This window comes from Bradyrhizobium sp. SBR1B, assembly GCF_014198205.1.
Classification (GTDB): Bacteria; Pseudomonadota; Alphaproteobacteria; order Rhizobiales; family Xanthobacteraceae; genus Bradyrhizobium.
In genome coordinates, this window is record NZ_JACIHC010000004.1 from 589,341 (window position 1) to 606,362 (window position 17,022).

Annotated in this window: 13 protein-coding genes and 2 pseudogenes; 10 read left to right on the plus strand and 5 right to left on the minus strand. The window is 61.8% G+C overall.

Features of this window, described 5'->3' with window-relative positions; all coding sequences use genetic code 11:
- Positions 1 to 404: 404 nt before the first annotated feature.
- The gene (locus GGD61_RS14525; protein ID WP_092262029.1) at positions 405 to 1,376 is read left to right on the plus strand and encodes an ABC transporter substrate-binding protein; all 972 of its coding nucleotides are present in this window, start codon (positions 405 to 407) and stop codon (positions 1,374 to 1,376) included.
- A gap of 8 nt (positions 1,377 to 1,384) precedes the next feature.
- A pseudogene (locus tag GGD61_RS14530) lies at positions 1,385 to 3,179 on the plus strand (adenylate/guanylate cyclase domain-containing protein).
- A gap of 19 nt (positions 3,180 to 3,198) precedes the next feature.
- Here GGD61_RS14530 and GGD61_RS14535 read toward each other — a convergent pair.
- On the minus strand, positions 3,199 to 4,095 hold the full coding sequence (locus tag GGD61_RS14535) for a DMT family transporter (RefSeq protein ID WP_092262027.1): 897 nt from the start codon (positions 4,093 to 4,095) through the stop codon (positions 3,199 to 3,201).
- Between the two features lie 762 nt (positions 4,096 to 4,857).
- Here GGD61_RS14535 and GGD61_RS14540 point away from each other — a divergent pair.
- The 6 genes and pseudogenes from GGD61_RS14540 (at position 4,858) to GGD61_RS14560 (ending at position 12,093) form a co-directional block, all read left to right on the plus strand.
- The gene (locus tag GGD61_RS14540) at positions 4,858 to 8,631 is read left to right on the plus strand and encodes a vitamin B12-dependent ribonucleotide reductase (RefSeq protein WP_183230821.1); all 3,774 of its coding nucleotides are present in this window, start codon (positions 4,858 to 4,860) and stop codon (positions 8,629 to 8,631) included.
- 251 nt (positions 8,632 to 8,882) lie between these two features.
- The gene (locus tag GGD61_RS14545; protein WP_183230822.1) at positions 8,883 to 9,815 is read left to right on the plus strand and encodes a hypothetical protein; all 933 of its coding nucleotides are present in this window, start codon (positions 8,883 to 8,885) and stop codon (positions 9,813 to 9,815) included.
- Between the two features lie 215 nt (positions 9,816 to 10,030).
- Entirely contained in the window at positions 10,031 to 10,384 is a 354-nt protein-coding gene (locus GGD61_RS14550) for a hypothetical protein (RefSeq protein ID WP_183230823.1), read from the plus strand.
- A gap of 93 nt (positions 10,385 to 10,477) precedes the next feature.
- A pseudogene (locus GGD61_RS41650) lies at positions 10,478 to 10,618 on the plus strand (HNH endonuclease); the annotation flags it as partial.
- A 126-nt stretch (positions 10,619 to 10,744) separates the two neighbouring features.
- Positions 10,745 to 11,368: a hypothetical protein gene (locus GGD61_RS14555; RefSeq protein ID WP_246785933.1), complete on the plus strand. Its 624-nt coding sequence runs from the start codon at positions 10,745 to 10,747 to the stop codon at positions 11,366 to 11,368.
- A 209-nt stretch (positions 11,369 to 11,577) separates the two neighbouring features.
- Positions 11,578 to 12,093, plus strand: a complete 516-nt coding sequence (locus tag GGD61_RS14560) for a ParB N-terminal domain-containing protein (RefSeq protein ID WP_183230825.1) — start codon at positions 11,578 to 11,580, stop codon at positions 12,091 to 12,093.
- 138 nt (positions 12,094 to 12,231) lie between these two features.
- On the opposite strand, the gene GGD61_RS14565 is transcribed toward GGD61_RS14560, so the two are convergent.
- Complete coding sequence (locus GGD61_RS14565; RefSeq protein ID WP_183230826.1) at positions 12,232 to 12,702, minus strand: SMI1/KNR4 family protein; 471 nt, start codon at positions 12,700 to 12,702, stop codon at positions 12,232 to 12,234.
- Positions 12,703 to 12,851: 149 nt separating this feature from the next.
- On the opposite strand from GGD61_RS14565, the gene GGD61_RS14570 reads away from it, so the two are divergent.
- The gene (locus GGD61_RS14570; RefSeq protein WP_183230827.1) at positions 12,852 to 13,646 is read left to right on the plus strand and encodes a transglycosylase SLT domain-containing protein; all 795 of its coding nucleotides are present in this window, start codon (positions 12,852 to 12,854) and stop codon (positions 13,644 to 13,646) included.
- A 115-nt stretch (positions 13,647 to 13,761) separates the two neighbouring features.
- On the plus strand, positions 13,762 to 14,766 hold the full coding sequence (locus tag GGD61_RS14575) for a hypothetical protein (RefSeq protein ID WP_183230848.1): 1,005 nt from the start codon (positions 13,762 to 13,764) through the stop codon (positions 14,764 to 14,766).
- A gap of 157 nt (positions 14,767 to 14,923) precedes the next feature.
- Here the strand turns inward: GGD61_RS14575 and GGD61_RS14580 are convergent, their stop codons facing one another.
- The 3 genes from GGD61_RS14580 to GGD61_RS14590 all read right to left on the minus strand — a co-directional run bounded on the left by GGD61_RS14580 (position 14,924) and on the right by GGD61_RS14590 (position 16,945).
- Positions 14,924 to 15,469 (minus strand): hypothetical protein, encoded by a 546-nt coding sequence (locus GGD61_RS14580; protein ID WP_210311054.1) that lies wholly within the window; start codon positions 15,467 to 15,469, stop codon positions 14,924 to 14,926.
- A gap of 408 nt (positions 15,470 to 15,877) precedes the next feature.
- The gene (locus GGD61_RS14585; protein ID WP_183230829.1) at positions 15,878 to 16,159 is read right to left on the minus strand and encodes a hypothetical protein; all 282 of its coding nucleotides are present in this window, start codon (positions 16,157 to 16,159) and stop codon (positions 15,878 to 15,880) included.
- Between the two features lie 249 nt (positions 16,160 to 16,408).
- Positions 16,409 to 16,945: a helix-turn-helix domain-containing protein gene (locus tag GGD61_RS14590; RefSeq protein ID WP_183230830.1), complete on the minus strand. Its 537-nt coding sequence runs from the start codon at positions 16,943 to 16,945 to the stop codon at positions 16,409 to 16,411.
- Positions 16,946 to 17,022 lie beyond the last annotated feature (77 nt).

Genomic DNA, 17,022 nt, shown 5'->3' on the forward strand with positions numbered 1-17,022 from the left:
ATTGCCTTTTATGAGTACAGGCTCTAGGGCGTGAACTGCCGAAGGCGCGCTGCAGTCACACCCTGTAACGGGTCAAGGGCACTGGCTCAGGATGTGAGTTCCGGTTGTCCTCTTAAGACGCGTAGCCCGCCCGGATCCGCCGCCGAGGTGTTCTGACACCGCGCTATGCACCAAGTAAGGCCGTTTTGATCTCGATCGGGCCGGTCTCAAGCAAAACTCAAGCGCACCTCAAGGACAAATCGTCCCACCAGCCCAATCTCTGAGCATGCTCTCAGCGACAAATGTTGGAGCCGGTGTCGCGACAGTCCGCTTGCGGAGCGCGATACCGAGCGCAGTCATCAGATGCACAGCTAGGATCTTGGTCTGCGGCCGGAATTGACGGCGCAGCTTCGACAGGTGCTCGCATGAAAAGACGAGAGTTCATCTTGTTGATTGGTGGAGGACTGGCCTGGCCTGCGATCGCACGGGCGCAGGGCGGAGCCAAGCTGCATCGAATCTTCTGGGTCTCCACCGAGTCCCAACCAGATCCCTTCCTGGACGGCTTTCGCGAGGGAATGCGCGCGCTGGGATACGTCGAGGGCAAGACCGTGACCTTCGAGACGCATTATGCCCCCGGAGATCCGCAGGCACTGCGCAAGATCGTCTCCGAGTTGCAGCGAGGGGATATCGACCTTGTGGTCTCGAGCGGTCCGGCGACACGCGTCATGACTGCGGTCACCGACATCCCCGTGCTGTTTGCATTGAGCGGTGACCCCGTCGCTTTGGGTGTGGTGAAGAGCCTTGCTCACCCCGGCACCAATTTCACCGGCAGCACATTCCTATCGCTCGAGCTGGCAGGAAAGCGCGTTGAGCTGCTCAAGGACATTTATCCAAAGCTGCGAAAACTGGCGGTTCTCTCCAACACGGATCATCCGGGAGAGCCACTGGAATGGCGTGCGACTTTGGAGTCGTGCCGGAAGCTCGGCATTGAGGCAGCCTACGTTCCGTTCTGTGGCGCTCGCGAAATCGAGAATGGGTTGATGGCCGCCGGCAAAGTGGACGCGGATGCTCTCCTCGTGTTTCCCGATGTCGTGACGCTGGTGCATCGTGCGAAGATTGCGGAGTTTGCAATCGCGCACCGGCTGCCTTCGATGTTTGGCTGGTCTGAATATTGTGACGCTGGAGGTCTCTTGAGTTACGGCGCAAACCAGCGCACGACCTATTTTCGGCTTGCCACTTATGCCGATCGCATCCTGCGCGGTGAAAATCCGTCAGATCTTCCGGTGATGCGCCCCGAGAAGTTTGAACTGGCAGTCAATCTGAAGACAGCCAGGCTTCTGGGTATCGACCTGGATGTGTCGTCGATCCTGTTTCGCGCCAGCAAGGTGATCTCCTGAGAGTAGTTATGACGGACGGTGCTGCGCAGTCCTCTTCGTGTACGATGCCCCCGCGTCGCTCGCTGTTCTGCAAGTACTTCGCGACGTTGTTTGTCGCTGCGGTCGTGCCTCTGATACTCGGCGCGGCCGTCGAGGCTTCTTTCGGTTACCGAGACCAGCGCCGCCAGATCAGCGCGGTGCTGCAGGCCGATGCTCGGTCGGCGTCCGACAGGATCGAGGCGTTCACGGATGGCATCCGAGATCAGCTGGGTTGGATGGTGCAGCTTCCCTGGTCTGTCGGAGACGATGCGCAACACAAGATCGATGCCTTGCGCCTCCTCCAGCAGGTGCCCGCAATCGTTTCGGTTTCGCTGCTGGATGAGACCGGTGCCGAACGGGTCTTTGTTTCCAGGCTGCATCTGAACAGGACCGGGCGCGGCATTGATATGTCTACGGATCCCGCTGTTCTGGGCGCACGCGCCAACAAGGTTTGGTACGGACCGGTTCAGTACCAGCGAGATTCAGAGCCCTACATGAGGATCGCGGTTGCCGGGAGCCTGCCGGCCGCGGGGGTTGCGATCGCCGAGGTCAATCTGAAGCTGATCTGGGATGTCATCGCAGCCATTAGAATTGGCGAGACCGGCTACGCCATTGTTGTCGATGATTCCGGTCATCTGATCGCACATCCCGATATCAGTCTGGTCCTGCGCGGCCGCGCCAGCTCGGGCAGCTTCGGCCGGATCAAGCATCTCGCCGGCGCGGCGAGCGGAGCGGCGGCGATAACCGGGGACCGAGGCAACCCGGTGGTGGCACTATCCGTTCAGGCCGCCGATGTGGGATGGACGGTGATCGCGATGCAGCCGGTCTCGGAAGCCTTTGCATCAATTCGCGCGGCGTTGTGGCGCTCGTCAATTCTCATTGTCTTTGGTGTTCTCATCGCGCTGGCGCTCGCCTATTGGCGCGCGCACAGAATGTCCGGCCCGATCAAGCAACTTGAAGAGGGCGTGGAGCGGATCAGAACTGGACAATTCGAGCATCGCATCAAGATCTTCAGCGGTGACGAGTTGCAGCAACTGGCGTTGCGCTTCAATGAAATGGCTTCTGAACTGGCGATCTCGCAGCAGAGTGCGGATCGAACGGCTGAAGCAGTTCCTGCCGTCACAGGTCGCCGAACTGGTCGAGCATTCTCATGAACTGCTCGAAGGGCAGCGACGTGAAGTAGCCGTCATTTTTGGCGACTTACGCGGCTTCACGGCGTTCTCCACGCGCAATGAGCCCGATGTCATCATGGCCGTCATGCGCGAATACTACGAGGCCGTCGGCGCCGTGACGACTCGTCACGAGGCAACGCTCATCGGCTTTGATGGCGACGGAGTCATGCTCCTGGTCAATGCCCCGGTCGCATGCGAACAGCCGGCAACTCAAGCGGTCCGACTCGCGATCGACCTGCAAATGACGGTGCAGTCCCTTGCCGGCAAATGGTGCGACGCCGGCCACGCGATCGGCTTTGGTGTGGGCGTTGCCATGGGACCGGCAACGGTCGGAACGGTTGGTTATAACGGTCGGCTGGACTACACGGCGATGGGAGCCGTGGTGAATTTGGCGTCGCGGCTCTGCAATCTCGCGAAGGACGCGCAGATCCTGGCTGATCCCACTATCGCTGGAAGGGTAAGGGATAGCGTTCCGTTGGCATCGCTCGGACAGCGGACCATCAAAGGCTACGACCAGGCCCTCGAAGTCTTTGCTGTCGCACCTGCTGACCTGCGGTTGAAACCGCCGGGCTCCGGACAACGCCGGCGGGAGAAAGAGCCTCAGGACCACTGATACCCCGGCGTCCGGGGGGCTAACGCGTCGCCAGCACCACCGCCGCCAGCGTGAAGATCAGCGCCGCGATCTGCCCTGCCCCCAGCGGCTCGCCGAGCGCGATCGCGGAGGCGACGACGCCGATGACGGGCACCGCCATGGTGCCGATCGCGGCGACCGAGGCCGGCAGGCGGGCCAGTGCTGCGAACCAGCTGACATAGGCGATGCAGAACTGCACCACGGTCGAATAGACCAGGAGCCACCAGCCGACCGGCGTCACCTGGGACAGATGCGTGGTCTCGACCAGGAGGCCGATGATCGAGATCGGTAGGCAGCCGATCCCGATCTGCCAGGCCGCGGCCGTGATCGGCGGCAGATGGATCGGGTACTTCTTCGAGAACACCGTGCCGACGGCAAAGCCCAGCGCGCCGCACAGCGCCATGATGATGCCAGGCAGCTTCTCAACGCTGGCGGCGATGCCGTTGCCGCCCATGATCGAGGCGAGGCCGACGAAGGCCATCACCAGCCCCAGCGTGCGCGGCACGGTCGGCCGCTCGCCGAGCACCGGCCAGGCGATGATCGAGGCCCAGACCGGCATCGTATAGGCGATCAGCGCCGCCTCGCTCGCCGGCAGCCAGAGCAGCGCCAGGCCCATCAGCACCATCCAGCCGGTGACGTTGAGCACGGCGGCGGTGAGGAGGCGCGGCCAGATCGCGGGGTCCACCGTGAGGCTCTGCCGGCGGAGGACCGCCAGCGCCGCCAGCAGCACCGCCCCCAGCACGCCGGTCACCCCGCGCAGCGTCAGCGGCGGCAGCTCGGAGAGCAGGAATTTCGTCACCGGCCAATTGAAGCCCCAGCCGATCGAGGTGATGGCAAGGAACATCAGGCCGGCCGGGGCGATGCGCGGCCGCGCAGCCCGGCGGGTCGAATCAAGCATGTGGGTGGTCCGGCAAAAATCGACCCTCAGCTTGGCCCGGATTCGCCCCTCTCACCACCACCTCGGCGGGCATGCCTGCCCTCACCTTCCGTAGGGCTACGTGAGTCCCGCTGACGCAATCCCATTGCTCAAAAATATACCTGCCCTGTGAACAGCGGGATGAAGCATCCGCAGCACCACGGGATGCAAATTTTTTCGGTTGGGAATCTGTGAGGACTCACTGATACTTGCCTCCACTACAGGCGCGGGCTTGCCCCCTGTTATCCCCCGCAATCCACCATATTTAGTATTTGATTCAGGAACTCGCACTAGTTCTTGACGGGCGCAACGGAGAGTCCTAGCTTTCGGTGCGTTCGGCGCGAGTGAGTTTGCGTCCCGCCGGCACTCCCCCAAAGGGTCTCGCAAATCTCAACTCCGCCAAGCCAGCCAAAGGCAGCGGATGAGGGCTTGTCTGCCCGCGAAAGGCGGACTTTTCGGGCGCCAGAACGGGCCGGCAAAAGGCTCGAATGGCATCGGTAGAAGTGACGTTGTGGGGCGTTGAACGCATGTCGGGCTCATCCCCTTGGGGGCGGATGTGTCTGGACATGCCGGCGGATGATCGGTGCGCGCATCGAGCCATCGCGTCGGGAGAACAAGAGCCGGATCCACCGGCTGAACTGCGGCGCCAAAGGCCGAATGGCTGACAGCGCCGCGAAACGAAATGTCGACCGGCACGCCTGAACGGAGGCGGGACCGGTCAAAACTTAAGGACGGGGCAAGACGATGCGGATTGAGCGGCGCCACACCACGGCAGGACAGTCACCTTACGCGGGAATCGATTTCCGCCAGACCACGTCGGAGATCAGGAATCCCGACGGCTCGGTCGTGTTTAAACTTGATGGCGTCGAGGTCCCGACCGAGTGGTCGCAGGTCGCCTCCGACGTGCTCGCCCAGAAGTATTTCCGCAAAGCCGGCGTCGCCGCGCGCCTGAAGAAGGTCGAGGAGGAATCCGTCCCCTCCTTCCTGTGGCGCTCCGTGCCCGATACTGACGCACTCGCCGCGCTGCCCGAGAAGGAGCGCTATGTCAGCGAGCTCAGCGCAAAGCAGGTGTTCGACCGCCTCGCCGGCTGCTGGACCTATTGGGGCTGGAAGGGCAAGTACTTCTCGACCGACGAGGACGCCCAGGCGTTCTACGACGAGCTCCGCTACATGCTCGCCATGCAGATGGTCGCGCCGAACTCGCCGCAATGGTTCAACACCGGCCTGCACTGGGCCTATGGCATCGACGGCCCCGGCCAGGGCCATTATTACGTCGACCCCTTCACCGGCAAGCTGACCCGCTCGAAATCGTCCTACGAGCACCCGCAGCCGCACGCCTGCTTCATCCAGGGCGTCGGTGACGACCTCGTCAACGAGGGCGGCATCATGGACCTCTGGGTCCGCGAAGCGCGCCTGTTCAAATACGGCTCCGGCACCGGCTCCAACTTCTCGCGTCTGCGCGGCGAAGGCGAAAAGCTCTCCGGCGGCGGCCGCTCGTCCGGCCTGATGAGCTTCCTCAAGATCGGCGACCGCGCCGCCGGCGCGATCAAGTCGGGCGGCACCACGCGCCGCGCCGCCAAGATGGTCGTGGTCGACGTCGATCACCCCGACATCGAGACCTATATCGACTGGAAGGTGAAGGAGGAGCAGAAGGTCGCCGCTCTCGTCACGGGATCCAAGATCAACCAGAAGCACCTCAAGCTGGTGCTCAAGGCCTGCGTCAACTGCGAAGGCTCGGGCGACGACTGCTTCGACCCCGAGAAGAATCCTGCCCTCCGCCGCGAGATCAAGCTGGCGCGCCGCAGCCTCGTGCCTGACAATTACATCAAGCGCGTCATCCAGTTTGCGAAGCAAGGCTACAAGGACATCCAGTTCGACACCTACGACACCGACTGGGACAGCGAAGCCTACCTCACCGTCTCCGGCCAGAACTCCAACAACTCGGTCTCGCTGAAGGACGACTTCCTCCGCGCCGTCGAGACCGATGGCGACTGGAATCTCAACGCCCGCACCTCCAAGAAGGTGACGAAGACGCTGAAGGCGCGCGACCTCTGGGAGAAGATTGGCTACGCCGCCTGGGCGTCGGCCGACCCGGGCCTGCACTTCAACACCACGATGAACGACTGGCACACCTGCAAGGCGTCCGGCGACATCCGCGCGTCCAATCCGTGCTCGGAATACATGTTCCTGGACGACACGGCGTGCAACCTGGCCTCCGCGAACCTGCTGACCTTCTACAACGCCGAGACCAAGCAGTTCGACGTCAGGGGTTATGAGCACCTCTGCCAGCTCTGGACCATCGTGCTCGAAATCTCGGTGATGATGGCGCAGTTCCCGTCGAAGGCGATCGCCGAGCTCTCCTATGAGTTCCGCACGCTCGGCCTCGGCTACGCCAATATCGGTGGCCTCCTGATGACCATGGGCCTGTCGTATGACAGCAAGGAAGGCCGCGCGCTCTGCGGCGCCCTCACCGCTGTGATGACCGGCATCACCTACAAGACCTCCGCGGAGATGGCGGCCGAGCTCGGCACCTTCCCCGGCTACAAGAAGAACGCCGCGCACATGCTGCGCGTCATCCGCAACCACCGCCGCGCCGCGCACGGCGAGGCCTCCGGTTACGAGGCGCTCAGCGTCAACCCGGTGCCGCTCGACCACGCCTCCTGCCCGCAACAAGACCTCGTCACCCATGCCAAGGCGGCCTGGGATGCGGCGCTCGCGCTCGGCGAGCAGCACGGCTATCGCAACGCCCAGACCACGGTGATCGCGCCGACCGGCACGATCGGCCTCGTGATGGACTGCGACACCACTGGCATCGAGCCCGACTTCGCGCTGGTGAAGTTCAAGAAGCTCGCCGGCGGTGGCTACTTCAAGATCATCAACCGCGCGGTTCCCGCAGCGCTCCGCGCGCTCGGCTATCGCGAAGCTGATATCGCGGAGATCGAGGCCTACGCCGTCGGCCACGGCTCGCTCTCCAACGCGCCCGGCATCAACGCCTCGACCCTGAAGGCAAAGGGCTTCACCGATGAAGCCATCGCCAAGGTCGAGAAGGCCCTGCCGACCGCCTTCGACATCAAGTTCGCCTTCAACAAGTGGACCTTTGGCGAAGATTTCATTCGCGACCAGCTCGGCATCGGCGCCGAGGCGATCGCGGCCCCCGGCTTCGACCTGCTCCAGGCCGTGGGCTTCACCAAGCGCGAGATCGAGGCGGCCAACGTCCACATCTGCGGCGCCATGACGGTGGAAGGTGCCCCGCACCTCAAGGCCGAGCACTATGCGGTGTTCGACTGCGCCAATCCCTGCGGCAAGATCGGCAAGCGCTATCTGTCGGTCGAGAGCCACATCCGCATGATGGCCGCTGCCCAGCCCTTCATCTCGGGTGCGATCTCCAAGACCATCAACATGCCGAACGACGCAACGGTAGAGGACTGCAAGTCCGCCTACATGCTGTCGTGGAAGCTGGCGCTGAAAGCCAACGCGCTCTATCGCGACGGCTCCAAGCTCAGCCAGCCGCTCAACTCGCAGCTCATCAGCGATGACGAGGACGAGGACGATGCGGTCGAGTCCCTCTACGAGAAGCCGATGGCCGCACGCGCGACCCAGGTCTCGGAGAAGATCGTCGAGAAGCTGGTCGAGCGCATCATCGTGATGCGCGAGCGCGAGAAGATGCCGGATCGCCGCAAGGGCTACACCCAGAAGGCGGTCGTCGGCGGCCACAAGGTCTACTTGCGAACCGGCGAATATGACGACGGCCGTCTCGGCGAGATCTTCATCGACATGCACAAGGAAGGCGCGGCGCTCCGCTCCTTCATCAACAACTTCGCCATCGCGGTGTCGCTCGGCCTACAATACGGCGTGCCGCTGGACGAATATGTCGACGCCTTCACCTTCACCCGCTTCGAGCCGGCGGGCCCCGTGCAGGGCAACGACAGCATCAAGTACGCGACCTCGATCCTCGACTATGTCTTCCGCGAACTCGCGGTGAGCTACATGTCGCGCTTCGACCTCGCACATGTCGATCCCAACGAGACCGGCTTCGACGCGCTCGGCAAGGGCGTCGAGGAAGGCAAGGAGCCGGACGAGGACGGCGGCCACCACGCGACCCGGCTGGTCTCGCGCGGCCTCACCCGCTCGCGGACCGACAACCTCGTCGTGATGCGCGGCGGCTCCACCGCCATCGCGCCGGGCAATGACGGTGCCCCCACCGGCGGCAGCAAGGTCACCGCGCTCGCCGCGCACGGCACCAGCGCCCGCGTCGGCGACGCCCTCGAAGGTGCCGTCGCCCTGAAGCAGGAAGCCGCCCACGACCTCTCCCCCACGGAGAAGCTCGAGGCGCTGCAATGGAGCAAAGCCGGCAGCACCGCCCAGACCCTCGTCCCCACCAAGGCCGAGCGGCGCGCGGAAGCCAAAGCGAAGGGCTACGAAGGCGAGATGTGCTCAGAGTGCGGCAACTTCACGCTGGTGCGGAATGGGACCTGCATGAAGTGCGATACTTGCGGGAGCACGACGGGGTGTTCGTGAGGCGGTAGCCACCAACGATCGATAGGCCCAGGCTTACCTGGGCATCCACGAGGGGCGGCCGAAAGGTCGCCCTTTTTCTTCAAGAAATTCGACCTTTGTTACCTAAAATATCGATCATTACACAACTAAAAATCTCGTTTTTTAAGAACAAAATCAAATGAATCCAATTGCTTAGATAGGTACAACGTATTTCGTTGCACTTTATGATGAAAACTGTATATTAACCATAGTTTCGAGGAGCAAGCTCTTCAATGCCGATTCAAACCAGACAACGATCTCCTTCATCCAAGGGCTCTGGCGATGAGCACAAGATCGTCGCAACAATGCCCTTCAAGGATCAAATCGCCATCCTCGACTCGCTCATTCGACATCCGCCAACCAATAGTCGAGTTATCGAAATCTCTCCCCAGTTGGCCGAATATGTGCTGACCAACCTGAACCCGAGCAATCGCCCAACGAAACCTGCGAAGATCAAGAAGTATGCTGCTGATTTGGCGGCTGGAATGTGGGGTCTAACGGGCGACACAATTAAGTTCGGGACGGACGGCCTTCTCAAGGATGGGCAGAACCGCTTGGCAGCCAGCGTCAGAACCGGTCGGCCGCTCACTACCCACGTAGTCTTCGGAATTAATCCTCAGCTGTTCGCGCGGATGGATATTGGCAAGAACAGAAGCGGCGCTGACGTTCTGTTCATTGCGGGAGTGTCGTACGCCAATCATGTTGCTGCAGCGGTTCGGTGGCTGATGATCTTGACGAGCGACGATCCCGCTGACCGCGGAGCACAGTTCTCGAACGAAGAACTGCTCGCTGCTTACCGCGACAGGTTTGACGCCGCCCGCCTAGAGCACTCAATCCAAATGGCTCTGTCGGTCCGACGCACCTGCTATCATCCAGTGGGGCCGCTCGCCGCCCTTCACTATCTCTTTTCAGAGCATGATGCGCGAAAGGCCGACGCCTTCTTTGACGAATGGGCAACAGGAAGGGCTAAAAAGATTCGCGCTCCTTCCCGATACCTACAGAAGCGGCTCGTTGAAATTGCCGCTGCTAGCAACAATCGAGTTCACGAAAACATTCGCAATGCGCTCATCATCAAGGCGTGGAACGCTTATCTAGCTGGTCGGACGGTCTCGAAGAGCGACATGCAGCATGCCGTCAGCGACCCACTCCCGAGAATCAACGGATAATGGAGATCAAGGGACTGAGAATAGGCACGAAACACCAACGCCGAAGCTTTCGCTCCGGCGCTGGCACCGCGAAGTACCGCTGAGGCACTTGCGGGGATTCGGAAAGCAAGAGTCGCTTCCCTACTGGCACTAGGAAAGTAGCGGCTTCTTCTCGACGCGTCTAGCGGAACCTCAGCTCTCTGGCCTTCTAGGCCGCTCAGAAGAGGCACATAATTATGTCTATTAGCTTTTCTACCGCAGACCCTGAAGCTCTCTTGGCAAAATTTAACACTGCAATCGAACAGCGGGAGCAAAAGGGTAAGATCCAAACTTGGGAGCGCAGTGCTGACAAACAGTACTATACGCACAAGGCCCCAGATTGGCACAGGAAGGCTTGGTTCAAGCCACGCATCGAAGCTGAACGACTCGTGTTCAATATTATCAAACCGCAGAATGCCGACGTCACGTCGGTGACTTACGGTTACTACCACGGTCACTTGATTGAGACGTTTCTCAATCATTTCGATAGCAACTTTGCTAATGGTTCCGCGTCGGCATTGCCTACGGCTAATGACAATGTGAGCAGTTAGCTAAGCTCAAGACTTAACAGCAACTCAGCGGAGGCTTGGCAAACGTACATTGCCAAGCCTCACGCGACGATACCCTCCAAGATGGCGCGAAGCATGCGTTGCTTGTTCTGCAAGACGGTATCTGACGACTCCCGCAGCATCGAACATATCGTTCCAGAGTCTTTAGGCAATAAGAGGCACGTGCTCCCAAAGGGAGTGGTGTGCGACGCTTGCAACAACTATTTCTCGAGAGAAGTCGAAGGCCCTGTTCTGGCTAATCCATCTTTGAGAAACCTTCGAGCATGGTATCGGGAGCCTACAAAGAAGGGGCGGCTTCCCGCGCTTACCGGTATTCACCTGGGCAGCGAGATCGAAATATCCTTGAACGTTTCTAACAGCGGCGCCTACAGTCTCGGGCCGTACGGAATTGATCCCGCCCAAGGACGTCATCGCGAGCGGCTGCTAAATAGCATCGCCATGGAAGAACCTCTTGGTGGGCCGGGCTTCTTGTTTCTCCTTCAAGACGACGTGCCTGATCGGCAAATGTCGCGTTTTCTCGCTAAGATGGCATTAGAGGTCGTCTCCGTGCGCCTTGGGCCAGATTTGTACAACGTTCTCTTAGACTCGGATCACTATGATCGGGTCCGCAGTTGGGCTCGTCGAGGCGACAATTATGACAGCTGGCCCTTTCACAAGCGCAGGATTTTTGCCGATGACACGTTGATGCGGCATCCGCATTCAGGAGCTTGGGTGCGCCACGGATTTGCTTACGATCTCTTGCTGACCGAACACCCAGAGACCTTCTTCATATTTTGCATGTTCGGGATGGAGTACGCAATCAACGTTGGCGGCCCCTCTATCAAGGGATACCAGGAATGGCTTCAGAAACATCACGGGCAAAGTCCATTGATTGAATGGGCTGGTCGGCGCCTTCGCAGCGAGATCTGGGACGGTGAGATGAGACACTTCCTTGAGGAGGATGCCCAAGGGCGTAAAGTCGATTAGCCCGTAGGATGGGTGGAGCGAAGCGACACCCATCGCTCTTCGGTTCAAGACATTGATGGGTTTCGCAAGGGCTCAACCCATCCTACGCACTTCGTTGCTCATCAACACCCTGCCGCCGAAATTGCCTTTGCGGTCGAGCCGTTCCCTCCTAAACTCCCAACCCAACCGGCATGGGTTCCGACGGGCCCGGTAGAAGCGGAGTAGAAGTCATGCCCAAACCGGAAAGCTTCCCGATCGAGAAGATCTTCGTTCCCACGAAGCAGAAGAAGGCCATCAAGCCCGAGACCGTCGCGGAGGTCGCGGAAAGTATTATGGAGATCGGACAACAGGAGCCCATTTCCGTTCGGCTCGACGGAGACCGCCTCGTTCTGGTCGAGGGACTGCATCGGTTAGAGGCCTGCAAGGCGCTCGGCGAGACAACCATTATCGGTGTTCTGGTCCCGGCCGAGCTTGCTCAACACAAGCCGCGGCTGTCCGAACGACCCGAAGTCGAGGCAGAGCGCATCAAGATGGCGCGATTGAAACAGTTACGCCTCGAGAAGGAAGCCGCAGAGGCATCGACGGCTAGCTTGAAGGGCGCTGGCGCAACGGAAGCGCCGCGCACCCGTCTGGCGAAAGGCGTTCGCGACAATCCGAAGGCATCACTGGGCCGGACTGCGAAGGCGGCACCGAAATCATTGTCGGCCTGGATCACGCAGCAAAAGGGCAGCGGCGGCCGCTATTGATGGCCGGCAATTAGCTCACGGAGCGCGCAGCCGGAGCGCAGCGAAATCCGGGGCGGTATACCCTGCGGCAACATCCCGAATTACAGTGACAGTGCACTCAACTCTTTTGGCCTGATCTTTGAGGACTAAACTCCGAACTCACGCCTCCCCCAACCCGAGAATAAAGCTCTCAAGATCAGGCGCCAGTTGGTTCGTATTCGCGAAATCGGCGAACTCTTCCCCACCATCCGCCGGCTCACGCTCGTGCTCCCAGTAGAACACCCGGCCATAGCTGTCCGGCTCGAGGCTCAGCAGGAACAGGTCGCCGCCGGGATCGGGCGCGAAGGGGCAGCTCAGGCGGGGGATTCGGTTCATGCTCCGATACATGTCGTAATTGTCGATGACGCCGTAGCTGTCGGTCGGATGGGTCGTGAACAGCAGATCCAGGACGGTGCGGTCGTTGCGCCAGGGCAGCTCGACGCCGCAGGGCTCGAAGCCGCCGCCGTCGGATTGCGCCAGCAACGCCTTGTAAGGCGCTGGCAGCGGCGCGCCGATATGTTGTTCCAGCGCGCGGATGGCGTCGGCGGACGCCGGTGGGCGTCGGTTGTCCATGAGATCGAGATAGTTCATGGGCCTAGGCGTCCTGTCCCGTGGTCATGCAGTCGCCGCCACTGTGGCCGAGCGCTCTGTCTATGCTACGTGATCCCAGCTGCATGGTCTTCATGTCTTGATGGTGGCGCCATGCATCATTGTCTCCGCGATTTACGCCCACAGCGCCCATGCCAAGGAAAAGCAAGCTCCTCCTCCGCCTTCGCAGAGTCCGGCGGAGCGTCCAGTGGGCGCGAAAGAAGTTTGCGCGCGCGCCGCGGATCGTCCGGATCGCGGGCAGCGTCTTGATCCTTCTGGCAACGATCGCGCTCCTCAACATCGCCTATCAAATCATCCGCAAGCCGACCGAGCTCTTCGCCGTCGTCGGTCACGCCCTCGACAGGGAGCCGGCGGAGACCTGGGCGAGATACGGCCCCCTCTTCCGCAAGCATTCCACCGCGGCGATCACGCCGGAACTGCTGGCTGCGCTGGCGCAGGTGGAGAGTTCGGGCAATCCGGTGGCGCGCACCTATTGGCGCTGGCGATGGAGCCTTAATCCGCTGGCGATTTACAAGCCCGCCTCCAGCGCCGTCGGCCTCTTCCAGATGACCGATCCGGCCTTCGTGGAGGCCGCACGGTTCTGCGTCCGCGGCAACGCAGTCACGCAGACCGGCTGCGGCTCTCCCTTCCTCTACATCCGCGCGATCCCGAGCCACGCCATCGAGCTGGCGTCGGTGTATCTGGACCGCCAGGTGGCGCTGGTCCTCACGCTCGCGGGCGATGTGAAGCCGAGCGCGCAGCAGAAGCAGGATCTGGCCGCCTTCATTCATCTCTGCGGCGCAGGTCCCGCGGCGGCCTATGCGCGGCGCAAGTTTGTGATGATCGCTGGGACACGCTGCGGCGATCATCTCGTGGCGGGATATGTCGGCGGGGTCAATGCGATGAAGCGGCAGTTTGCGCGGCTGGCGGCGGACCAGGATCATTGAAGAGCACAGCCCCGCTCCCGTCCCGCCATAATTTTTCCTTTGCACGCGCGTTGTGTTGGATAGCGGCGAGACCTATCCTTCTTGATCGGACTGCCTCCCATTGACGCCCGACCGGATGGAGAGCGCATCGGTGCCTGACACGAACGACCCCAAACCTGACACCAGCAAGCCTGACGCCCCCAAGCCGGACGAGGCGCGCGCCGATAGCGGGTTCGCGCAGGCCTACGACCGGATCAAGAGCGCGGAGCAGGACCTGGCGCGGTTGGACCGACTGGTTTCCGGAATGGAACGCGAGAGCGAGAGCCCGCGGGCCTCACGTGCAAGCGCCGCGCCGGCGGCAGCCGCCACTCCCGGAGACGAGGCGCCGAAGCCCGATGCCAGGGTTCCGAGCCCCTACGTTCCGAATACCGGGGGTCGCGATCGCGGCTTGAAGAAAGATCCGGCCATGATGCGCGCCTTGGTCATTCTCGTGCTGGCGATCGCCCTGCTCGGTGCCGCCGTCGCTTCGCAATATCGCGATGAGGCCCAATCGATCGGCCAGTCGATCATGGCGCGATGGGCTCCGCCGGCCGCGAGCACGCCCCCGCAGGCGTCCGCGGTGGAAAACCCGGTGCAGCCGCCCGTCGTGCTGCTGGCTGCTGCGGATGAGCCGAGCCCGGTGGCCGCGCCGCCAGTGCCCAAGGAAACGGACAGCGCCCCAAAGTCCGGCGCCGCGGCGCCTGAGGCGTCGTCATCGGAGCTGGCGCAATCGCTCAAGGCCATCACGAGCGAGCTTGCGAACATCAACGGCAAGCTCGAGCAACTGAAAGGCCGGAGCGAGCAGACCCTGCGCGAGCAGGCCGACACCATTCAACAGCTCAAGACAGCGCAAGAGAAGGATGCGGCGGACAATGCGCGCCTCGCCGCACAGGTCCAGGCGCTGCAAACGCAACTGACCGCGTCATCGGCGTCATCCGCCTCTGCAGCCGCCAAGCCCGTCGTGCGCAGTGTGAACAACGATTCGGCTGCACGTGCCCGGGCGCACGTACCAGACGCCGCGCCACGGCGGCCGAGGCCGCCCCCGCGAGGCCCGTGGATGCCGCCGCCCTACGACCCTTATTACGGCGATCCGGATTGGTGAGCGAGCTGCCGTAGGGTGGGCAAAGCGACTTGTCCGCCGTAGCTCGAAGAGCGAAGGCGGAAGCGTGCCCACGTCTTGGCTGATCGAGGAGAAGACGTGGGCACGGCGCAAGTGCGCCTTTGCCCACCCTACGAAGCTACTATGCTCTCCGCTCGCCTTACCGTATCTCGCTCATCGTCACCTTGGCCGCGATCCCCGTCAGCTCGGGATCTTGCGGCGCAAGCTCCTCATCGGAAGATGGGCCAAATGAAACTCCAGCCATTCTGCGTTTGACCTGTTCGCAGGTCTTGCGCACGTCTTCGGTGAACAGCGCGCATTCTTCGATGCGTTGGAAGATCTTCCGTCCCTCTTCACGATACCCCGCCGCCGTTTCTCGCATGAAGGCGATCGCATCATGAACCTGAGCCGTCAGCGCCTCGCATTTTCGCGCGGCGTCGATCAACTCGGAGCCCATGGCCTCGATCTCTTTTGCAGCGGACTCATAGTCGCGAACGACCGCCTCTGCACTGAGCGCACCGACGCGCGACACGCCCGCGGTGTGCTCGACGTAATCAGGCAAATTAATTGAAGCAATGGAGCTTCCCGAGCGGATCGACGTGATGTCCGCTTCGAGTTGGACCAAGTTCACTCCCTCTCGTCTGTGCAATTGTTCAACACTTGCCACGACTGATCCTCCCGATACGCCCAGAACCCCAAACAGCATCGGGTTTATTACGGGGATAAGTGTCGTTCTACCTCGATGTACTCTTGACAGCCCCCACTTTGCCATTTTTTCCCAATCGTCACCTCTGCACGCAGAGATGACGAGCAATCAAACTTCAACTTATCGGCGTATCAGTTGGGGGAGATGTCGTTTTCTCAAGCTCCGGACCTGTCAAACACAAATGAACCGGTCCGAATTGCTGAACGAGCCCGGCCCCGATCGAGCGTGGCGGAATCGAGGGCCGGCGCACGCCCAGTGCCGTAGGGTGGGCAAAGCGACTTGTCCGCCGTAGCTCGAAGAGCGAAGGCGGAAGCGTGCCCACGTCTTGGCTGATCGAGGAGAAGACGTGGGCACGGCGCAAGTGCGCCTTGCCACCCTACGAAGCTGCGAACTGCGAAGCGTCGATCACTACCACCAATACGGCCAGCGCCATCCCTCATAACGAACATAGGACGGCACCAGCGGCGGGCCGTAGGGATCGACCTTGTCGTCCTCGGGGCGATAGCGATAGCGCGGAACGACATTGTAATCCCACGGCGTCGGCCTCAGCACCGGCGCCGTGACGATGAGCCGCTCTTGTGGGGCTCGAACGACGATGGCTTTCCGCGTCCGCGCTTCCGCGCCTGATGTTGCAAGGCTGCTCAGCACCAGGGCAGTTCCGAGCGCGCAGGCGGCGGTCATTTTTGTCATGCGGTGGTCTCCTTCGCGGCAAGAGTGCAAAAGGACTCGGGGCAAGGCAAGCAAATTTCGCGCGACTTTTTCTGCGGCCATGCTTCGAGACGCCCGCTTAGAGCGGGCTCCTCAGGATGAGGCAGGCGCTTGGGCGCTTCAGCGCGCGTAGCCCGGATGGAGCGCAGCGTAATCCAGGACCAGTGAATCCGGTGGCAACATCCCGGATTGCGCTTCGCTCCATCCGGGCTACGGGAGGCTTGCGAAACCCTACCCCGCGTCGACATCCTCAGGCACCGGCCCCGCCACGAGCCCGTCGAGACTGACCATCAGCAGATCGGCGATGTGCATCAGCTGGTACAGCGGAATGTCCGCCTCGCCCTGCTCGGCCAGTGCCACGAAGGCAGGGGTGACGCTGAGGCGCTCGGCGAGCTGGGCCGCGGTATAGCCGCGAGTCTCGCGTGCGGCCTTGACGCGTGCGCCGATGCCGAGCCTATGCCGGGCCTGCTCGTCCGCGGTCATCATCGCCGCCTGCTCGTCCACGCTCGCATAGCCGTCCGCGAACGCGCCGCCGATCAGCCGCTCCTTGCGCCAGGCGAGCCGGCAGCCCTTGCGCAGACCGCTCGAGAAGATCAGCGAAAACTGCTCCGGCACCCATGCCGAGCTGTTGAGCGCCACGCGCGCGCCGGTGCCGGAGACATCGCGGATCGTGCAGGGCACGCTGACGATGCTGCCGGTGCCGTTGTCGAACTCGACCATGCCGGTGCGCAAGGTGTGATGCCTGACTGCGGCGCGATGATCGCTCATGACAGCTCCCGAAAACTTGCGGCGGCGTTTCCAACGCTGCCGAAATCGGGGCGAAGATAGCGCACAACTTTCCTGCA